The organism is Psychrobacter sp. UBA3068, from assembly GCF_002366815.1.
GTDB classification, from domain to species: Bacteria; Pseudomonadota; Gammaproteobacteria; order Pseudomonadales; family Moraxellaceae; genus Psychrobacter; species Psychrobacter namhaensis.
This window is the reverse complement of the sequence record NZ_DFBY01000045.1, coordinates 41,772-61,447: the sequence shown is the minus strand read 5'-3', so window position 1 is coordinate 61,447 and position 19,676 is coordinate 41,772. Positions and strand designations below refer to the sequence as shown.

The 19,676-nt window shown below is 46.0% G+C and carries 19 protein-coding genes; 13 read left to right on the top strand and 6 right to left on the bottom strand.

Annotated elements, in window-relative coordinates:
* Positions 1-58: 58 nt before the first annotated feature.
* From B2P60_RS10605 to B2P60_RS10590, 4 genes are all read left to right on the top strand, one after another.
* On the top strand, positions 59-394 hold the full coding sequence (locus B2P60_RS10605) for a hypothetical protein (RefSeq protein ID WP_198335110.1): 336 nt from the start codon (positions 59-61) through the stop codon (positions 392-394).
* A gap of 131 nt (positions 395-525) precedes the next feature.
* On the top strand, positions 526-1,239 hold the full coding sequence (gene purC, locus B2P60_RS10600; protein WP_193005893.1) for a phosphoribosylaminoimidazolesuccinocarboxamide synthase: 714 nt from the start codon (positions 526-528) through the stop codon (positions 1,237-1,239).
* 161 nt (positions 1,240-1,400) lie between these two features.
* Positions 1,401-2,051: a DNA-3-methyladenine glycosylase gene (locus B2P60_RS10595; protein WP_286741261.1), complete on the top strand. Its 651-nt coding sequence runs from the start codon at positions 1,401-1,403 to the stop codon at positions 2,049-2,051.
* 51 nt (positions 2,052-2,102) lie between these two features.
* Complete coding sequence (locus tag B2P60_RS10590; RefSeq protein ID WP_193005897.1) at positions 2,103-2,414, top strand: YqfO family protein; 312 nt, start codon at positions 2,103-2,105, stop codon at positions 2,412-2,414.
* Positions 2,415-2,544: 130 nt separating this feature from the next.
* Here the strand turns inward: B2P60_RS10590 and B2P60_RS10585 are convergent, their stop codons facing one another.
* Together B2P60_RS10585 and B2P60_RS10580 are read right to left on the bottom strand one after the other, a co-directional pair.
* Complete coding sequence (locus B2P60_RS10585) at positions 2,545-2,991, bottom strand: hypothetical protein (RefSeq protein WP_230708812.1); 447 nt, start codon at positions 2,989-2,991, stop codon at positions 2,545-2,547.
* A gap of 853 nt (positions 2,992-3,844) precedes the next feature.
* A complete protein-coding gene (locus tag B2P60_RS10580; RefSeq protein WP_193005902.1) occupies positions 3,845-4,048 on the bottom strand; it encodes a CsbD family protein in 204 nt (67 codons plus the stop codon).
* 410 nt (positions 4,049-4,458) lie between these two features.
* On the opposite strand from B2P60_RS10580, the gene B2P60_RS10575 reads away from it, so the two are divergent.
* Both B2P60_RS10575 and B2P60_RS10570 read left to right on the top strand, forming a co-directional pair.
* The gene (locus B2P60_RS10575) at positions 4,459-5,211 is read left to right on the top strand and encodes a TetR/AcrR family transcriptional regulator (RefSeq protein ID WP_230708810.1); all 753 of its coding nucleotides are present in this window, start codon (positions 4,459-4,461) and stop codon (positions 5,209-5,211) included.
* 25 nt (positions 5,212-5,236) lie between these two features.
* Positions 5,237-7,447, top strand: coding sequence for a molybdopterin oxidoreductase family protein (locus B2P60_RS10570; RefSeq protein WP_286741260.1), 2,211 nt, complete (start codon positions 5,237-5,239; stop codon positions 7,445-7,447).
* A gap of 66 nt (positions 7,448-7,513) precedes the next feature.
* On the opposite strand, the gene B2P60_RS10565 is transcribed toward B2P60_RS10570, so the two are convergent.
* Positions 7,514-8,839, bottom strand: a complete 1,326-nt coding sequence (locus B2P60_RS10565) for a D-amino acid dehydrogenase (protein WP_193005906.1) — start codon at positions 8,837-8,839, stop codon at positions 7,514-7,516.
* 107 nt (positions 8,840-8,946) lie between these two features.
* Positions 8,947-9,699, bottom strand: a complete 753-nt coding sequence (locus tag B2P60_RS10560) for a YgfZ/GcvT domain-containing protein (protein WP_193005907.1) — start codon at positions 9,697-9,699, stop codon at positions 8,947-8,949.
* 255 nt (positions 9,700-9,954) lie between these two features.
* On the opposite strand from B2P60_RS10560, the gene B2P60_RS10555 reads away from it, so the two are divergent.
* Complete coding sequence (locus B2P60_RS10555; protein ID WP_286741306.1) at positions 9,955-10,308, top strand: zinc ribbon domain-containing protein YjdM; 354 nt, start codon at positions 9,955-9,957, stop codon at positions 10,306-10,308.
* 91 nt (positions 10,309-10,399) lie between these two features.
* A complete protein-coding gene (hemL, locus tag B2P60_RS10550; RefSeq protein ID WP_193005908.1) occupies positions 10,400-11,701 on the top strand; it encodes a glutamate-1-semialdehyde 2,1-aminomutase in 1,302 nt (433 codons plus the stop codon).
* 247 nt (positions 11,702-11,948) lie between these two features.
* Here the strand turns inward: hemL and B2P60_RS10545 are convergent, their stop codons facing one another.
* Complete coding sequence (locus B2P60_RS10545) at positions 11,949-12,365, bottom strand: DUF962 domain-containing protein (RefSeq protein ID WP_286741259.1); 417 nt, start codon at positions 12,363-12,365, stop codon at positions 11,949-11,951.
* 390 nt (positions 12,366-12,755) lie between these two features.
* On the opposite strand from B2P60_RS10545, the gene ppx reads away from it, so the two are divergent.
* From ppx to B2P60_RS10520, 5 genes are all read left to right on the top strand, one after another.
* On the top strand, positions 12,756-14,291 hold the full coding sequence (ppx, locus tag B2P60_RS10540; RefSeq protein WP_198335119.1) for an exopolyphosphatase: 1,536 nt from the start codon (positions 12,756-12,758) through the stop codon (positions 14,289-14,291).
* Between the two features lie 192 nt (positions 14,292-14,483).
* Positions 14,484-15,287, top strand: a complete 804-nt coding sequence (locus tag B2P60_RS10535; protein WP_193005911.1) for an acetyl-CoA carboxylase carboxyltransferase subunit alpha — start codon at positions 14,484-14,486, stop codon at positions 15,285-15,287.
* A gap of 115 nt (positions 15,288-15,402) precedes the next feature.
* Complete coding sequence (tilS, locus tag B2P60_RS10530; protein WP_286741258.1) at positions 15,403-16,968, top strand: tRNA lysidine(34) synthetase TilS; 1,566 nt, start codon at positions 15,403-15,405, stop codon at positions 16,966-16,968.
* Positions 16,969-17,135: 167 nt separating this feature from the next.
* Positions 17,136-17,969, top strand: a complete 834-nt coding sequence (proC, locus tag B2P60_RS10525; protein WP_286741257.1) for a pyrroline-5-carboxylate reductase — start codon at positions 17,136-17,138, stop codon at positions 17,967-17,969.
* 123 nt (positions 17,970-18,092) lie between these two features.
* On the top strand, positions 18,093-18,662 hold the full coding sequence (locus tag B2P60_RS10520) for a YggT family protein (protein ID WP_286741256.1): 570 nt from the start codon (positions 18,093-18,095) through the stop codon (positions 18,660-18,662).
* A gap of 177 nt (positions 18,663-18,839) precedes the next feature.
* Here B2P60_RS10520 and B2P60_RS10515 read toward each other — a convergent pair whose 3' ends face one another.
* The gene (locus B2P60_RS10515; RefSeq protein ID WP_286741254.1) at positions 18,840-19,634 is read right to left on the bottom strand and encodes a hydroxymethylpyrimidine/phosphomethylpyrimidine kinase; all 795 of its coding nucleotides are present in this window, start codon (positions 19,632-19,634) and stop codon (positions 18,840-18,842) included.
* Positions 19,635-19,676: the final 42 nt, after the last annotated feature.

Here is a 19,676-nt window from a genome sequence, read left to right as displayed (position 1 = left end):
TAGCAACCGCTTATAAGATTTTATCAAACGATAAGTCCATTGCCCAAATAAGCAATACTTGCTAATTCAGAGAGATAACATGATGAAGACATCATCAACGACTACAAAGATATTCCCTGTCATGCTCACCATAATCATGGGAAGCACCTTAGTATTGAGTGGTTGCCAAGCAACGAAAAACTTACTTGGTAAACGTGACAATGGTAGCTTAGAGTATCAGCAAAGCAAAAAGCTTGCGCCCGTAGAGCTGCCGGCGGATCAAGAAACCGCGCCTTTTGTACCTTTGTACCCAACCCCTAATGCGGGTGCGAACACACTCAAACTACAAAACGAATCAGGTAGCCAGTATCAACTGCCAAAGCCTCAACGTGCTGTCAGTAATCCTTCAAATTAAACCTATTTCTCTATTTATACCACTGCCTTTTTACTGTTATTCATTACACTGTGATTGATGCAGTAATATAAGACCTTAGTGGTAGCTGCGCGTTTTTACCACATAAGCTTGAACGAACAGGAACCCCTACAATGCAAAAGCAACAACTGCTGTATAAAGGCAAAGCCAAGTCTGTCTATGAAACAGAAGACAACGATCTTTTGATTTTACACTTTCGTGATGATACCTCAGCGCTTGATGGTAAGCGTATCGAACAATTAGCCCGCAAAGGCGTCGTCAACAATCGCTTTAACGCCTTTATCATGCAAAAATTGGCTGATGCTGGTATCGAAACGCATTTCGAAAAACAGCTGTCTGAAGACGAAGTGTTGGTCAAGCGTTTAGACATGATTCCCGTTGAGTGCGTGGTTCGTAACTTTGCAGCGGGTAGTTTGGTTCGTCGTTTGGGCTTGGAGGAAGGGCAAGCGTTGACACCGTCTACTTATGAGCTGTTCTATAAAGATGATGCGCTCGGTGATCCGATGGTGAATGAGTCCCTTTCTGTCTCTTTGGGTTGGGCAACAAAAGCGCAATTGGCAAAGATGGAAGAACTGACTTATCAAGTCAACGATGTGTTAAAAGCACTGTTTGATGCAGGCGATTTAATTTTGGTAGACTTTAAGCTCGAGTTTGGGGTATTCCATGATCGTATCGTTTTAGGCGATGAGTTCTCACCAGATGGCTGCCGTATTTGGGATAAGACTACCAAGAAAAAGTTAGACAAAGACCGTTTCCGCCAGTCATTGGGCGATGTGATCGAAGCTTATGAAGAAGTCGCTAACCGTATTGGTGTGCCATTAAGCTAAGCGTTTTATTTGAGCTTTTTGCCAATAAAATAAAAAGACTGAGCCGTGTGCTCGGTTTTTTTATGCAAAAAATTACTGAATCGTTATGAAATGTGCACGATATAGGCGGCGCACTGTTTTTATAATAAAGCTTCATTACTCAGCTAGGAGACTCAGCTTCTATGTCTAACCCTACACTCTCTAAGACTATAACCAAAACAGTACTTGAGCCGATTTGGTTTACTCGACCCACCTGTGTGGTTGCTGCTGATTTGGTGGGTAAAGTGCTATGTAGGAAGCTGGTAGATACCGATGGCGTACCTAAAGTATTGCGTATGCGTATCTCAGAAACCGAAGCTTATGTTGGAGAGGGTGACCCTGCCTGTCATTCGCATGCGGGTAGCCGGACAGCGCGTACTGAAATTATGTATAAGCAAGGCGGCGTGTTTTATGTCTATTTGACTTACGGTATCCATCATATGCTCAACGTCATCACTGCTACCGCAGAATCTCCTGAGTCCGTGCTGATACGAGCTGGGTTTTTGCTGGATGATAGTGACCGTCTGCTAGATGAGCAATTGCTAAGATTAGACAAACAGCTCACTCATCTCAAGCAGTTTGCCGGTCCAGGCAAACTGACCAAGCGGTTGCAGATTGATCGGCAGTTATATGGCAAACCTGTCGCACCTATTTCAGGAGTGTGGATAGAAGATGATGGCTGTGCGCCGCCGATATCATTGCGTCCACGCATTGGTATCGACTATGCTGGTGACGCCAAAGATTGGCTATTACGCTATACATGGACTGATCACCCATCTTTATCTAAAAAGTAGTAAGCGCGATCTATGATAATTTTATGCTAGCCGTATTTTAGGAGACAAACTATGTATAAGCTGACGGTTTTTATCCCCCATGAGGCATTAGACCCAGTAAAGTCGGCTCTGTTTGCCGCTGGTGCTGGCACGATTGGCAACTATGAGCAGTGCTGTTGGCAAGTACAGGGAACAGGACAGTTTAAGCCCTTGGCGGGCAGTACACCGCATATCGGCGCGCATGATAGACTCGAAAACGTCGCTGAATGGCGGGTTGAGATGGTTGTTGAGAAAGCAGCGATTCATGCTGTCATCACTGCATTAAAAAAAGCACATCCTTATGAGACGCCCGCTTATGATGTGATAAACGTCCTAGATTTTTAAGAGTTCTGACGCTTTTGAGTATCTACCTTTTTAATAAGGTAAAAAAAAGATCAAATACACCAGGGGCTGGTATATTTGACCAAAAGTCATCACTAGGTTGGTGATGTCAAAATCTCAACTTCTTTTTAAATCAATGATGCTTATTGTGCTTATACTTGCTTTTATGTTTGCCACTATTTTTATGTTTGTCTTTTTTGTAGTGGTCTTTTTTATATCTATCTTTTTGTCCATTATTAGACCAAGAGGTTCTATTTGAGTTGATAAGTCTGAGACTAGGATAAGTGTACCTAAGCTCATAGTTTTGATTGTTCTTTCTGGCATGGGCGATGAGGGCGCGATTACCACGATAGTCATCAGACTTGATATCCATAACCTGATAGCCTTTACGGCGTAAGTCCTGACGCAGCTGCTGACTGACACGATTGTAATTCACAGTGCTGTTATTGTTATCACGATATATAGGTCGGTTGTCATAACCTGGACCTACAACGGTACAGCCGACGGTAGTGCCTAATAATATGGCCACAAGGCCAGTAGATATCACTGTCTTAAATGAGAAAGACTTTAGAATGTCCATAATTCAATATCCTATTATGTTTTCAAGTTGCTCGCTATGATGGTTTCTTGTGTCAGCGAAAAGCGTAAGGCACTTTGTGAGTTTCTGGTACGGTAGGATTTGTAGAACGACGACGCTATTGTTTATTTGACAGCGTACAGTAGTGACAGCCCTTTCTTCAAAACCTATCATGGAGTACTTGGAAACTTTGAAACGTTTTCTTACATTATCTATGATAAGGGACAAAGATTGATAGTAAGTGTCGTTTGCGTTAATAAGTTGTAATTGATTGATAAAATGTAAGTCTTGTAAGCATATGCTTACATTCAATGACGCTTACGCGACTTAACAGCAGAACAAGAATTAGGCATTATAGCTACACGGCATTAGGGAATGTGACTCAAGGATTGAGTTGACCGCATTAAGGATAATGATTCATTTACTGGCATCAGGATGATAAAAGTAAATGAAGTAAAGACACATAACCTGTGCTGATAGCAGTAGTAAATACTGCTAGACGTAGTAAAAAGGGCAGGATGCCCAGTATCACAATGTACTGACTATTATGCAAGGATGCATAGGACGCAGTGGTGATAGGTAACATGGATAGTTAACAATAAAACCGCATAACATTCGTTGCTATGCGGTTTTATCGTGTCTGGGAGGTGCTCATTGGTCTTCTAACACAATGACGCAAATATTTTACACCAAGCGTATCTTCTCTTTATCTCTAGGAAAGGAATCTTTAGGAGAGGGTCGACACCAATAAAAAACCGCATGGCGCTCCATGCGGTTTTTTTACGTTAACTGTTTAAACAATATATAAAACGGTACCACTCAAAATTTATGAGTCAGCAATTCGCTACCTTAGTAATCAGTAGTTATTTTCACGACGCCAATCATCGACTTCACGTTCAGCATCTTCTTTCGCATGACCATAGCGCTCTTGTACGCGGCCGACCAGCTTATCACGGCTACCTTCGATATGGGTCATATCATCATCTGTCAGATCAGCCCATTGTTGTTTAACCGCGCCTTTCATTTGGTTCCATTCGCCTTTTAGAGTATGTTCATTCATTATTGTAATCCTTATTTTATTATGTCATTTAGTATGAATTTTTTCACGAACGCTTTGTTCAGCAGCTATCGATTTAATCTAGCTGGTGATCTCTAATATAGGCACTCCTAATTGCCTTGTCTGTATACCCAGTGTTTAGAGTGTTGCACCATTATAGGAATCTGCACGACTGTGTTATGGGCCGCCTATTTATGTAATCCGTAGCGCTCTTCTAGATAAAGTAGGTAAAGAGCGTAAACGAACTGCGTCAGAAACGCTGCTGTCATGAGCGCCATTAAGCGCATGGCCTTTAGAGGGAGGAGTAGCGCTAAAAACTTAATCATAGACTTAACAGTTAAATGGCTATAAGCTTATAGCTGAAATAATAATGATTTTTAATGGTCGCTTTATAAAGCTAGGATAGATCGATAGTGGAGGCCCTTAACCCAATGGATTTGACCGATACTATGATCGAAGCACCTAAAGAAACCAAGCGTGAGCAAGCAAAAGCCAGAACTTGCCGTGCCTTACTAAAAAGTGCGTTGCAGTTGTACAGCCTAGAAGGGGCTCAAGGCATGAGCATGAACAAAATTGCGAAAGGGGCGGGTATTGCTCAGCCAAGTTTTTATAATCATTTTGAGAGTGTAGAGGCGCTGGAAAACGAGTTATGTGCCCAGTTAAAAGACAGCTATCTATCGCCCATGCGGATGGCGTGGATAAACATGCTAAAGGACTATGCAACGCTTACTAATGAGCAGTTTACCCAGCGTTGTCAGCAGTGCCTTACTATGATTTTTGATTCTGCTTTTCAAAATATCGCGCTGTTCCAGCATTTGCTCGAAGATCGTCCGCGATTTAGTGCCAACCGTTTTAGTACCAATCCAGAAAACCAGACCTCCTCAAACACGGGCCTAGGCAATCTCATCATAGAGATACAAGCAGAGTGGACAGAGATATTTATTCAGGGATTACGGTTGTCCAACCGCTCTTTTGAACGTAGTGCTGTCAATCTTTGTGTCGATAGCGCGGCTGCCCAAGTTCACGAATTGATTGTGGGCTGTCATCAGCAGCGTTATTCAAGGCAACAAGCGATTGCCACATTGAGCACAAGTTTTGATACGCTGTTCGCCAATTTTTGCAAGGACGCAACCCTAGTGAGTCATGACGTAGATCGTGAAAGCTAGGATTTTAAAAAAAGGGAGCATGACTATGACCATCACAACGGCTACAACCTCGGCCAATGAACAGACACATTTTAGAACTTGTACCTTATGCGAAGCGATGTGCGGTGTCGAAATAAAACACGATGGTGACAAAGTTTTATCGATCAAAGGGGATAAAGGTGACCCATTCTCCAAAGGTTATATTTGTCCCAAGGCGACAGCCTTGCAGGATTTGCATGAAGATCCTGACCGTTTGCGCCAGCCTGTCGAAAGAACGGCGGATGGTTGGAAAACAATCAGTTGGTCAGAAGCCTTAGATAAAGTTGCTACAGGCATTCAGTCTATACAGCAAAAATACGGCCAAAATGCGTTTGGCGTGTATTTGGGTAATCCTAACGTACACAACATGGGCGGTATGTTGACCGTTAAGCAGCTACTTACTGGCTTAAAAACGCGTAGTCGCTTTTCTGCGACCTCGATTGATCAGTTGCCGCACCATATCGTCAGTATGCACTTGTTTGGCCATATGCTGCGTATTCCCGTCCCTGATGTGAATCGCACACAATATATGCTCATCATTGGTGGTAACCCACTGGCCTCTAACGGCAGTATCATGACCGCGCCAAACATGCGCCAAAAGCTAAAAGACATCAAAGCCCGTGATGGTAAAGTGGTTGTGATTGACCCAAGGCGTACCGAAACGGCAAATATCGCAAGCGAGCATCACTTTATTCGCCCTGCAACAGACGTATTACTGTTACTGGCCATGCTCAATGAGATTTATGCGCAAGGCTATGCCAAGGTAGACAGTAGAGCGGCGATGTTGGCACCAGAGATTGGGCGCATCGCAGACTTTGCCAAAGACTATAATGCTGAGTCCGTGGCAGGTATTACGGGCATTACTGCAAACGAGATCAAACGACTGGTTAAAGAGTTTTGTGAAGCCGAAAGCTCGGTCTGTTATGGTCGCATGGGTATATCGGTGCAAGCGTTTGGCTTGTTAAGTCAATATCTGTCTATGGTCATTAACATCGTGGCGGGACGTTTAGATGAAGTGGGCGGACTCATGTTCCCCAACCCTGCCGTCGATGTGGTGAATAGCTCGGGCCCAGGCTATTTGGGCAAACGCCACAGCCGCGTGAGCAATCTTCCTGATTTTAATGGCGAGTATCCAGTTGTTGCGATGGCGGATGAGATGTTGGTAGAAGGGGAGGGGCAGTTAAAAGGTTTTATGAGTGTGGCCGGTAACCCTGTCCTCAGTACCCCTAACGGCGAGAAACTAGACGCCGCATTGTCAGAGCTAGAGTTCATGGTGTCGCTTGATTACTTTGTGACTGAGACCAGTCGTCATGCCCATATTATTTTACCGCCCGTATCACCACTCGAGCGTGATCATTATGACGTCACGTTTAATGGCTTTGCCGTGCACAATGTTGCTAAGTACTCGCCTGCCTTATTTAGCAAAAAGGACAATGAAAAGCACGATTGGGAGATTTATCTAGCACTGGCAGACCGCCTAGATAAAGACGCGCCAGAAGCAACACAAAAAGAACGTGCCGCGACAAAAGCGTTTGGGCCGAAGTTCTTGCTTGAGCAGGGTCTTAAATATGGGCCTTATAAAGAAGTCACATTGGATACGCTGATAGACAACCCACACGGCATGGATTTGGGGCCATTGCACCGCATGTTGCCGGAGGCCATCAAACACGCCGACAAGCAAATCAATCTCAATGTTGATTTTTATCAGGCAGATGTGGCACGTGTCAAAGAGATGATGCAGCAGTATGATCATAATGAGATCTTACTCATTGGTCGTCGCCATGTGCGCAGCAACAATTCATGGTTGCACAACAGCCACCGATTGGTAAAAGGAAAGTCCCGTTGTACGCTAATGCTGCATCCGAAAACGGCAGAGCAGCACAGTATTAAAGACGGTCAAAACGTCAGAGTCACTTCTCGAGTGGGCAGCGTGGTCATTGCCGCAGAAGTAACCGATGAGCTGATGCCAGGCGTAGTTAGTATCCCGCATGGATTTGGTCACGGCCGTAAAGATGTGCAGCAGAGGATTGCTCAAGCGCATGCGGGGGTGAGCGTCAACGATCTGACAGATGATGCTTTTATCGATCAATTAAGCGGTAACGCGGCAGTCAATGGCGTGCCAGTACAGCTAGAGGCAATCGCGCCAGCCGCGCTTGATTTAGCAACGGACCATTTAGAAACAGCCAAGTCTGATGCCGAATCCAGCAATGCGGCGTAAACTGCATGAGAGCTATTTAATTTGAATAAGTTTGAATAAGCAGGGCGTTTATATAAAGCGCCTTTTTTATGCTGTGGCTCCAACAAAATCAAAATCGACGGTGGGCGTCTCACCCTGTATCAGCAGGCTGATGGCTTTGGCAGAGCCACAAGCATGGGTCCAACCTAACGTACCATGTCCTGTATTGAGCCATAGATTGTCAAAGGTGGCAGAAGCGTTGTGACTACCATGTTTGATTTGACCGCAGTGCGCGCGACCAATCAACGGCACGTTCGATGGCGTCATCGGACGCAGTCCTGTCCAGTATTGCACCGAACTTGCGATGATGCCTTTTGGAAATAACTGCTGTACGCGGCGTGTAATGGCCGCACAGCGCGTCGGATTTAACTCTAAATTGTAGCCATTAAACTCGGCTGTTCCCGCCACCCGTAGTTTATCTCCCAGCCGCGAGGTGACCAGCTTAAATTCATCATCAATCAAGCTAACAAAAGGCGCTAAATGCGGGGCACGAGGATTAACAGCATAAGTGGCGGAATAGCCCTTTGCAGGAAAAATAGGCACGTGAATCCCCAATGGTTTTAGCAGTGACACGCTATGGCTACCAAGCGCAATGACATGACTGTCAGCACTAAAGGTTTGCACATTTTCACCGGCTGGGCGAATGGTAACGCTGTGTACGTGCGGGCGCGTAGTATGCGCATCCGTATTGAGTGCTAAGATCTCAGTGTCATACAAAAAATGTACGCCAGCCTCTATGCAGCGCTGTGCGAGCCGTTGCGTAAATAAGTGGGCATTGCCGGACTCATCGCGGCTGGTATAAGTCGCACCAGTAAGCTTGTGAGCTATCGGATAGAGCGCTGGCTCTAAGTTGACCGCGTTATTGATGTCAATCACATGGCGTTCACAACCGAGTGCTTGCATGCGCTCAGTGGGAGCAATAGCAGCCTCAAACTCTGCCTGACTGGTGTAAAAGTGCATAATACCGCGTGTTTGCTGCTCGTAATTGATACCGATATCCGCTCGTAGCTGCTGCAAAGCATCTCTTGAATACAGTCCCAAACGCACCATTTGTACCAGATTGGCATCGGCTCGTTCAGCACGGCATTCTTGCAAAAACTGCATGGCCCACTTAAGCTGCGCTTTATCAGCACGCAAGCGATAGAGCAGTGGCGCATCTTCTCTAAACAGCCATTTGAGGGCTTTCATGGGGGTGGCAGGATTGGCCCAAGGAGTGGCATGTGAGACCGATATTTGACCACCATTCGCAAACGAGGTCTGCATGCCTGCGGCAGGCTCACGCTCAATCACGGTCACATCATAGCCTGCTTGACGTAGATACCATGCGGTGGTCACGCCCACCACGCCTGCTCCGAGTACCGCGATATGTGTCATAGGACGCTCTGCTGTGTTTTTTGTGACTGTTAAACCTGTCATCAGCGACCGGTGACTAGGGTTGCTTTTTGTTGACGCTAATTTTAACTAGTGCTACTTCTGGCCCGTTATTTTGGACGCGCGACATCTATTTGTAGTGCAGCTGGTAACTCCAATATCGTCAGCGCGCTTTCTGCCAACTGTTCAGGACGAGCGACGACGAGAGCAATAAAACCGTTTTCTTTTTCCATCGCATTGACCACTTGGATCTTATCGAGCTTGTCACCGGCTGCTGGTACCTCGCCACTTCCTTGGACATAGTGCAAAAACGCCTTGGGTGCTGACTTGAAATAAATACGGGCAATGACTTCTTGTCCCAAATAACAGCCTTTATCGTAGTCCATACCGCCGCGCTGATGCAGACGCAGCTCTTGGGGCTGGAACTCACCTTGGGTAGCTGCGACTATCCAATAGTTACCGGTGGCGATACTACATTCCATCCACGCCTGAGTATCCTCAAACGTATTATGGTCATCTTTGTGGCTAAAAGTTGGCTCGTCTGCCAGCACACAAGGATAAATCGCGGTCGGTGCACTGGTATCAAACTTTGAAAACGCGCCGTATTTATTCAGATGGGCTTTTAAAGCATCAGCGCAGTCGGCGCTGATGACCACATCAAAATGCTTTTCTGCTTGTTTTTTAATCCAAATACCAAATTCAATGCGTCCCTTTAAATTACCGATGGCGGCTGCCTGATAGCTGAGTCCGAGCTTGGTAACATCACATGTTAATTGACCTTGAAGAAATTTTTCGGCATCCTCACCTTGGATAGTGAGTTGAGCAAACTGTGGTAATGCTGGTGTCTGTGAAGCTTGAGTCATTATTATTATCCTTCTAATGGAAGTTTATTCATTAAAGATATGGTATTAAACTGATACGATAAAAAACAGCGAATACAACACTAAATGAGACTAAGAAGAGTACCACAAAAAATAGGGTCATAAAAAATGTCATCGTTACGCCATAAATTGGGTATCGCGGCCAGTTTTCAACGGTACAAATTGGTTAAAGATGATGAGTTACGGTACAATGTTGACTCTATACCACCCTAATTCATGATGGCTGCCGAGGAAATGATGAGCTTACCAAATTGCCCTAAATGTGATGCTGAATATACGTACGAAGATGGTGCGTTACTGGTATGTCCTATGTGTGCTCATGAGTGGACAGCGGCTGAGACCAATGCGGCGCAGGCAGAAGAACAGGACGCTGTCATTCGTGATGCTGTCGGCAACGAGCTACAAGACGGTGATGCGGTCACCGTGATTAAAGACTTAAAAGTCAAAGGCTCTTCTACCATCATCAAAGTCGGCACAAAAGCAAAAAGTATCCGTTTATTGCCGGATGCGACCGATGGACATGATATCGATTGTAAACTGGATGGCTACGGTCCGATGAAACTAAAATCGTCTGTGGTTAAAAAAGCTTAAAACCTCAAATTTTCTTGAAAGATTTGATGATAAACAACGACAAAACTGATGTCAGTTTAGAAAATATAAAACCTATAAGTAGAGAATAACTATGAGTACAAAAAACGAACAGCTCTTTGCGCAAGCCCGCAAGCATATCCCAGGTGGCGTCAATTCGCCCGTCCGTGCCTTTGCAGGGGTTGGTGGTACGCCCATATTCATGCACCGTGCCAATGGCAGCAAAATTTATGACACCGAAGACAATGCTTATATTGATTATGTTGGCTCATGGGGGCCCATGATTTTGGGTCATGCGCATCCAAAAGTGATCGACGCGGTCAAAAAAGCCGCCGATGATGGCCTAAGCTTTGGGACGCCAACGCCGTTTGAAACCACTGTGGCTGATAAGATTTGTGACATCGTGCCGAGTGTTGAGATGATTCGCATGACCAGCTCAGGCACAGAGGCGACCATGAGCGCGATTCGTTTGGCACGCGGTTACACCCAGCGTGATAAAATCGTCAAATTCGAAGGCTGCTACCATGGGCACTCAGACAGCCTGCTGGTAAAAGCAGGATCAGGCATGCTTGATATTGGTGAGCCAACGTCAAAAGGTGTGCCCGCAGACTTTGCCAAACACACCATCACCATTCCTTATAATGATCCACAAGCGATCAAAGACTGTTTTGAAAAATGGGGTGACGAGATTGCTTGCGTTATCTTGGAGCCTATCGCTGGTAACATGAACATGGTCATGCCGACGCAAACGTTTCATGACACGCTGCGTGCCCAGTGTACCGCTCACGGCGCTGTGCTGATTTTTGATGAAGTGATGACAGGCTTTCGTGTTGGGCTTGGCGGTGCGCAAGCGCATTTTGGTATCACGCCTGACTTGACTTGTTTTGGTAAAATCATCGGAGCAGGCTTGCCGGTGGGGGCGTTCGGCGGTAAAGAAGAGATCATGTCTTGTATCGCACCACTTGGCGGTGTCTATCAAGCCGGTACATTATCAGGCAACCCACTAGCGATGCGTGCTGGTATTGCAATGTTTGAGGATTTAACGGTTGAGGGTTTTTACGATGAGCTTGCTGCAAAAGTAGACAAACTGATTGAGGGTTTTCAAGCCGCTGCTGACAAGCATGGCATCAACCTTCGTACCAATAAATTGGGCGGTATGTTTGGTATGTTTTTTGTCAAAGACGCCACAACCGAGACGCCAAAAAACTTCGATGACGTCACACAGTGCGACATGGACGTGTTCAACACTTTCTTCCATGGCATGCTCGATCGCGGTATTTATCTGGCACCGTCTGCTTATGAAGCAGGCTTTATGTCTATCAAGCACAGTGCTGAAGATATTGACGCCTCGATTAAAGCGGCCGATGAAATTTTTGCAGAAATGGCAAAGAACTAATTCATTGTTCAAACTATCAGATTTTAAATACTTACATTTAAGTAATTATATTTAAATACTTAAAAAAATCCAGCACACGTAAAGAATTACGGTGCTGGTTTTTTTGTGGCCATAGTCGATCCCAAATAAAATTGGCACACTATGCCCCGTGCTACTGGTATTCATTTCCCTTGCATGCTGTGCCTACGCCTGTCCCTATTTTAAAGTGAGTTAACTATTTTAAAGTGAGCTAGCTATATGACAAGGCTTATTGGGTTTTTCTGGCTCTGTCGTATTTGCGATCTTTTAAACTTAAGTTGCCGCGTAGCACATCGCCATACATGCGAAAATCACTGGCAAAGCTTTTTAGTGGAAACTTAAAAGAAGCAGGTTCGTTTTTTTCAAAGAAGAAATGGCCTACCCACGCGCAAGCGTATCCTGCCGCGATGCCTTTAAGTAAGGGTTTGGGTGAACGGTTTTTGATAGATTTTGCCAATCCTAACAACCCAAAGCTACTACCAGCGAAATGCAGTCGGCGGCAAGCCATGTTTTGATGTTCCTCTAAATAGAAGTCATAAAACGCCTGTTCTGTTGGTTGCTCGGTTGTTACGACGGTATTTTTAGCGTGAGCAGTAGTCTGGGCGTCCGCTGTTTTCGGCGAGTTTTGTGTGACGATTTGATTCATGGTGCGAGCTTCCTTGCTGGTCGTTTATCAAATATCAATCAAAGAGAGGTTTTAGTACATAAAGTGAGGTTTACTGTCGTTAAGTTATTGGGCTTAGTCATCAGTAAGTTGCTGTTATTTAGTGTAATACTGATGGCTTTCAATGTAGCAAACCCATATAGTTAACACAAGTAATAGATGGCGCGCGTGCCTCTATTATTCGGTGTATACGTGACTTACCTTTGTGCTAGGGTTGGGTGTCACTTGCCAGCTTATAACATAAATGCTTTAATGGCGAAAATTGCGTCGATGCTCACACATATTTATTTTTGATGATGGTTGTGAGTAGCAAACGTCTGATTTTTAACTCCTGTCTTTTCTCATTTATCCAACACGGTAATGATCTCTCCTATGCCTATTGATTATCTTACAAACCCACCACTCACTGATGATGAAATGATGGCAGCCATTGACATTGGTTCCAACAGTTTTCATTTGGCCATTGCGCGTCTTGACCATGGTGAGGTGCGAAAAGTAGTCTCTATGTCTGAAAAGGTGCAGCTTGCCGCTGGATTGGACGAAAACAATATCCTAAGTGCCGCAGCAGAAACACGCGGACTTGACTGTCTCAGTCGTTTTGTCGCGCGTTTGGATTCGGTGCCACCAGAGCGTATTCGTGTGGTGGCAACCAATGCGTTGCGCCAAGCCAAAAACGCCAACGACTTTATCGCTCGTGCCAATAAAATTTTGCCCAAACCGATTGAGATTATCGCGGGACGTGAAGAGGCGCGATTGATTTATTTGGGCGTGTCCCACACCAATGCCAGTAGCGACAAACGCTTGGTCATTGATATCGGTGGTGGTTCGACAGAGTTTATCATTGGTCAAGAGTTCGATCCGTTATTGACCGAGAGCTTACAGATGGGCTGCGTTGCTTTTACCCAAAAGTATTTTGCTGATGGCCTGATTACCAAAGAGGCGTTTAATAATGCGATTACAGGCGCGCGCAAAGAAGTGCTAGCGATTAGTGGCCGTTATCAAAAAACGGGTTGGAGTAGTGTGATCGGCTCCAGTGGTACGATTAAAGCGGTGCGCAATGTCCTTGTCTCCAAAGGCTGGGCCGATGAGCAAGAACGCATCACTTACAAAGGGGTCAAAAAACTAGAGAAACTCCTCACCAAAATTGGTAATGTGAATGACATTGATTTAGAAGGTGTCAAAGAGCATCGTAAAGCGGTATTCCCAGCAGGCGTCGCGGTGCTACGCGCGGTGATGAAAGTACTGGGTATAGCCACTATTACGTACTCGGATGGGGCATTACGTGAAGGCGTCATGTATGACATGCTTGGGCGTTTTGCGAGTGAAGATGTGCGTGACCGTAGTGTGTTGGCACTGATCAAGCGTTACTCAGGGGACAAAAAGCAAGCCAAACAAGTGGTAAAGACCAGTCGCCATTTGTTCGAGCAAGTAAAGAGTAAGCTTGCCCTCAGTAATGAAGACGGTGATTTGCTCAGGCGTGCGGCATTTTTACATGAAATAGGGCTGGCGATTAGTCATAGCAGCTATCATAAGCACAGTGCTTATCTGCTCGAATACTCAGACATTCCTGGGTTTTCACAAGTCGATCAAAAGCGTATGGCGCAGCTGATGCTCAATCATCGTCGCAAGCTCAAAGCCGATATGTTAGAGCAGACTTGTAATGTCGGCGGTGATCAGCTGGTTTATCTGTGTTTGCTACTGCGCCTTGCAGTATTGGCGCATCACAGCCGTAGCGATCATGGGTTACCAGAATTACAGTTAAACGTTGTTGAGAATAACAGTTGGCAAATCACCGTGACTGACAGTAGTGAGCATTATGCTTTCTTGTTGTCCGATCTGCGTACTGAGATTGATCAGTTTGCTAAGTGGGGTGTGAAGCTGAGTGTGGTCGAGGCTGACAGCTTTTAGCCGTTACGATTGCGATTATTGCGTTAAAGATTAACGTAACAAAACCTGCTTTGTCAGTAATGTCATGCTATATAAGATGTGCTACTATAGCTTCTATTGAGTTTACAACTGTACTTTCATTATCTGAATACCGATAACGATATTGTTCTTAAACATACATACATTAAGTATAATGATTAAAGGGAAGCGTCTATGAGCACTGTCTGGGATAGTGTGCAGCTTGCACGACACGCCAAGCGTCCATTATTTATGGACTATGTTAACCAGCTATTTACCGAATTTGATGAGTTACATGGCGATCGTGCCTATGCCGATGATAAAGCCATTCTTGGCGGCCTTGCCCGCTTTGACGGCCAGCCGGTGATGGTCATCGGTCAACATCGTGGTCGCAGCACCCGTGAGCGTATCGCTCACAACTTTGGTATGGCCAATCCTGAAGGTTATCGCAAAGTAATCCGGTTGGTCAAAATGGCTGAGCGCTTTAATATCCCTGTGATGACCTTTGTCGATACTCAAGGCGCATACCCTGGTATTGGGGCAGAAGAGCGCGGTCAGGCGCAAGCCATCGCCGAAAGTATCGCGGTTTTTTCTAGCCTAAAAGTACCTGTGATCGTCACGATTATTGGTGAAGGTGGCTCAGGTGGCGCGCTCGCCATTGGGGTTGGTGATAAAGTCAACATGCTCCAAAACAGCATCTATTCGGTCATCTCGCCAGAAGGCTGTGCGTCTATCTTGTGGAAAACCGCCGAAAAAGCCCAAGATGCCAGTGAAGCACTGAAGTTAAATGCGATCAATCTGTATCAAATGGGTTTGATTGATGCCGTCATTGATGAAGGTGAGGGTGCTCATCTCCAGCCGCAGCCCGTCATGGATGCCTTAAAAGCGCTTATTACCGAACAATTAGATGAGATTAAAGATCTGGATGCACAGGAACGCTGCGAGTTACGCTACGAAAAACTCAAGTCTTTTAACTCAGAAGTGATGTTACCTTGCTAATAGAGGGTTACCCTTAGTGTTAAAATAAAAACGTGCCTTTTAGTGGCGCGTTTTTTTATGCCATTCACTTATATGTCCACTCACTTATATCACTATCAAATCAATAAGGCGGATTATGACCAGCAGCGCAATTATACCCTATCCTATTGAGCCAATAGCAGCGCTGCCAAGCGATGATCACTTGGCAGCGGCTTTCTTGAATAGTATGGCGGAGTATGGCGCACAGCTGCATGCTCGGCGTATTTGGCTGGCATGTAGTGGGGGCCGTGATTCATTGGCGCTTGCGGCGCTGTGTGTGCAGCTCTATCGTCAAGGTAAGTTGTCATTTTTACCGCAGATGTTACATGTCGATCATGGCCTGCAAGCCGATAGTCAGCATTGGGCGGCGCACGTCGCCCACTGGGCAAAAGAGCAGCAGATGCCTTGTCATATTCTACCAGCGCAAGTCACTGGGAGTGATGAGCAAGCCGCACGGCAAGCACGCTATGACGTCATGCGCGCATGTATGAATCAAGAGGATGTTTTATTACTAGCACATCATGCGGATGACCAAGCAGAAACGGTATTAATGCGACTGATTCAAGGGGCAGGCGTCAGTGGTTTGTCGGGGATGCAGCCTTGGCGCGTACAATCGCAGGGCGGGCATCGGATGGTGCTATGGCGACCTTGGCTCACGATACGTCGTGCCGATATTAGCGCCTATGCCAGACGTTTAAAGCTCCCTTATATCGATGATCCGACCAATGCGACTGGCGATAATGTGCGTAGTGGCCTGCGGCGTGACATCATGCCTGTATTGGCAAAATACAATCCAAACGTTATAGATAATATTGCTCGTAGCGCTCAGCTACTAAGCGATGCTGACACCACTGTTCGAGCACAAGCGGCTCAAGATTTGCAGCAGACAACAATTAGCTCACGACAACAGCCACCGCTACAGCGGGTGTTAAGTGTTGATAAATTAGCCAAACTACCGCTTTATCGTCAGCGGCAATTACTGCATTATTGGTTAGGCCAAGATGAGCCGCTGCCGCCTGCCAAGCAACTGGTAGATGATGTATTAAATTTGAGTCAACGCCGTGATCACAACCATCAAACCGCGCTGTTTTGGCAAGGCCGGAAACACGCGTATACCATCCGCCGCTATCGCGAGCAGCTTTATCGGTTGAGTAGTGACTGGCTAGCGTGGCTTAACATACCCATAACAGCGCAAGAGCGGACATTGGCTCACATTGTTTTGCCTGATGTGAGCTCAGTGGACAGTTCGCCCTTATCCATCAATTTACGCACGAGCGAGGACGTTATTTGGCAATTGCAGGTTGCGCCAAATGCGTTGGTACGACTCCTAGATAGTCATGTGGGTAAGATAGGGCGTCAGACAGTATGGAAAATACGGCCATTAGATCGACAGCAACGCCTCAAAACGGCATTGTCTACACGCCCGCAATCGGGCAAAAAGCTGTATCAAACACTGGGTATTCCCATTTGGTTACGCGAGAGTTTGATTGTGGTCAGTATGACGTTTTTAAATGCAGAAACGGTAGAAAATGAGATACCCATCTTACTACTCTCACCTTTTGATAGATGGATATTAAGTACTGATGATTTGGCCATGCGTACCGAAGCGCAAACGCTTGCTGTCTTTATTGACAGTCATTTATGCTCAAATCATACACGCTAACAATTTATTTGTTCATTCTTATTTAAGAAGTTTTTCGAAGAATAGGGCAGTAATTAGCGGCTTGAATTTAGCAAACGGTGACAGTAGCAGTATGGTAAACTGAGTGTCATTTTACCTAGCATTATGTTAGTTTGAATACTTTTGAATTTTGTGAGTAGGAGACAAGTATGTCAGTATTAGATAATAAAAAAATCAGCTTTATCGGCGGCGGAAACATGGCGCAGGCTTTGATTAGCGGACTGGTCAGCTGCGGTATCCAACCGAATCTCATTACGGTGGCTGATCCGAGTAGTGATGCGCGTGAACAACTTGCTGCTAAAGGATTGAATACGGTAGATCCTACGGCTGATTCAACCGCTGCTATTGTCGATGCTGACATTGTCGTCCTGGCTGTGAAGCCGCAAGTTATGAAAGCGGTCGTTGGTGCCTTTGCTGATGCTTTGGACAATCAATTGGTCATTTCGGTAGCGGCAGGACTATCAACTGAGATCTTATCTGGTATGTTGAACGGTTATCGCAATATCGTGCGCGCGATGCCAAATACACCAGCTATGATTCAGATGGGCGCGACTGGCCTCTATGGTACGGATGATATCTCAGCCGAACAAAAAGAACTGGCAACTGCGGTGATGGAAGCCTCAGGGTTGGTCATGTGGGTTGATAACGAAGAGCACATGCATGCGGTCACAGCCGTATCAGGTTCAGCGCCAGCGTACATGTTTTACTTCATTGAATCGATGGTCGATGGAGCAATCGCGTTAGGGTTAGATAAAGAACAGGCATCAGCGCTCGCCATGCAAACCATGCTAGGGGCGGCAAAAATGGCGATGGGTAGTGACGATGCGCCTGCTGAGCTGCGCCGAAAAGTGACTTCGCCGAATGGTACCACTCAAGCTGCGATTGAGTCGATGCAAGGCAATGAGATCGGTCGCCAAATCGGTGAAGCCATGCAAGCGTGCTACGATCGCAGTCAAGCTTTAAGTGAAGAAATGGGTAAGTAGTCAGCCACGTCAGGTGTGGCACTTTCTACAAGGAATGACGCACCTGAGTGGTAACGTTAAGCATCTAATCATGACATTTGTCATCCTAGAACCTGTTATTAATGTCATATTGAGTAGCACTTCATGAACAACATGTTATTTCAAATCTTTGATTTGGTCACCACCTTCGCCATGATGTTGGTGTTTATCCGCTTTATGCTACAGTTTGCAGGCATGGACGCAAGAAACCCGATGATTGCGCCTGCTTACAAAGCAACCCATATTGTCGACGTGTTTGGGCGTATTTTTCCAACTGTGGCACAAGGCCGTATCAGTCTTGCTGCTATCGTGCTGATGTTTTTAATTCGTCTGATTGATATCTCTGGCAAAGCGGCGTTAACGCATAAAGGCATTGCGCCTGTACCGTTATTCTTCACTGGTACAACCAGCTTACTTCTAGACTTTTTACGCATGTGCCGCTACTTGGTGATTGGTTCAATTATTGTCAGCTGGATTGTGGTATTTACCAGATCTGAGCATCCCATTATCGGTATTATCATTAATCTGGCTGAACCTATCTTGGCACCGTTTCGCCGTATCACGCCAAACTTAGGCATGCTCGATTTATCGCCAATGGTCGCTTTTCTGGCCTTTTATTTACTTGAGATATTTATTGGTGGGATTGCAGCGAACTTTATGCCAATGTTGGGCTAAGCGCGTCGCGTCAGTTTAAATAAAACTTGCGGCACAATAAAATACTTATGCAAAAGGCGTTCTATTGATATAGAGCGCCTTTTTTTATGCTGGGTACTCCAGAGATTGAGACAAGCCAATCCCCGTAGCACTGTCGTCTTTTAAATGGCTCTCATGATAGGGGACGGGAAGAGTAAACTAAAAGCTAACAAAGCGGTTGGGTATCAATTGGGCCGTGGCGTTGCTCGGGTGGGGGACGTCAGCTGCGCGTAAGGTTTGGGTAATCCAGCTGTCTGCCGCTTTGACGGCATCAACAAGCCCGTCTCCCATCGCTAACCGTCCAGCGATAAAGCTGGCCAGCGAGCAGCCTGAACCGTGAAATTCGCCGTCTAAACGCGGCAAGGTGCTTTGATGCACCATCTTACCTTCTACATACAAATACTGCTCGATATCGCCGCTATCAAAGTCATGTGAGGTCTTCACCAGTACGGCATAGGTGCCCTGTGCGCATAATTTTTGCGCGCCAATATGCAAGTCTTGTTCTCCGCTCAACGCGCGTAGCTCATGACTGTTAGGCGTGACTAAGGTGGCATAAGGCAACAGTTCTCTAAAGGCCGCAACTAAGGTTTGCTCATCGCCTAAGCTGCCGCCACTATTGGCGACCAACACGGGGTCTAATACAAAAGGGGTTTGGTCAGTGATAACACGCTCGGCAAACAAGCGGGTCAACATCGTAATATTGTCTGTGGTACCAAGCATCCCTGACTTGATCACAGCAACAGGTAGATCATCGAGCACCGCGTTTGCTTGCGCCTTTACCAAGCTTGCGGCACAAGCTTCAAAACCAAAGACTTGCTGTGAGTCCTGTATCGTGATCGCCGTACACGCGATGGTGGTATGAGCGCCTGCTTGTCCGATGGCCTCAATATCCGCTTGTAATCCAGCACCGCCTGATGGGTCCAATCCTGAAAAACACAGTACCACTGGTCGCATGACAGCTCCTATTGATGTAGGGTGAAGTAAATAATAAATACT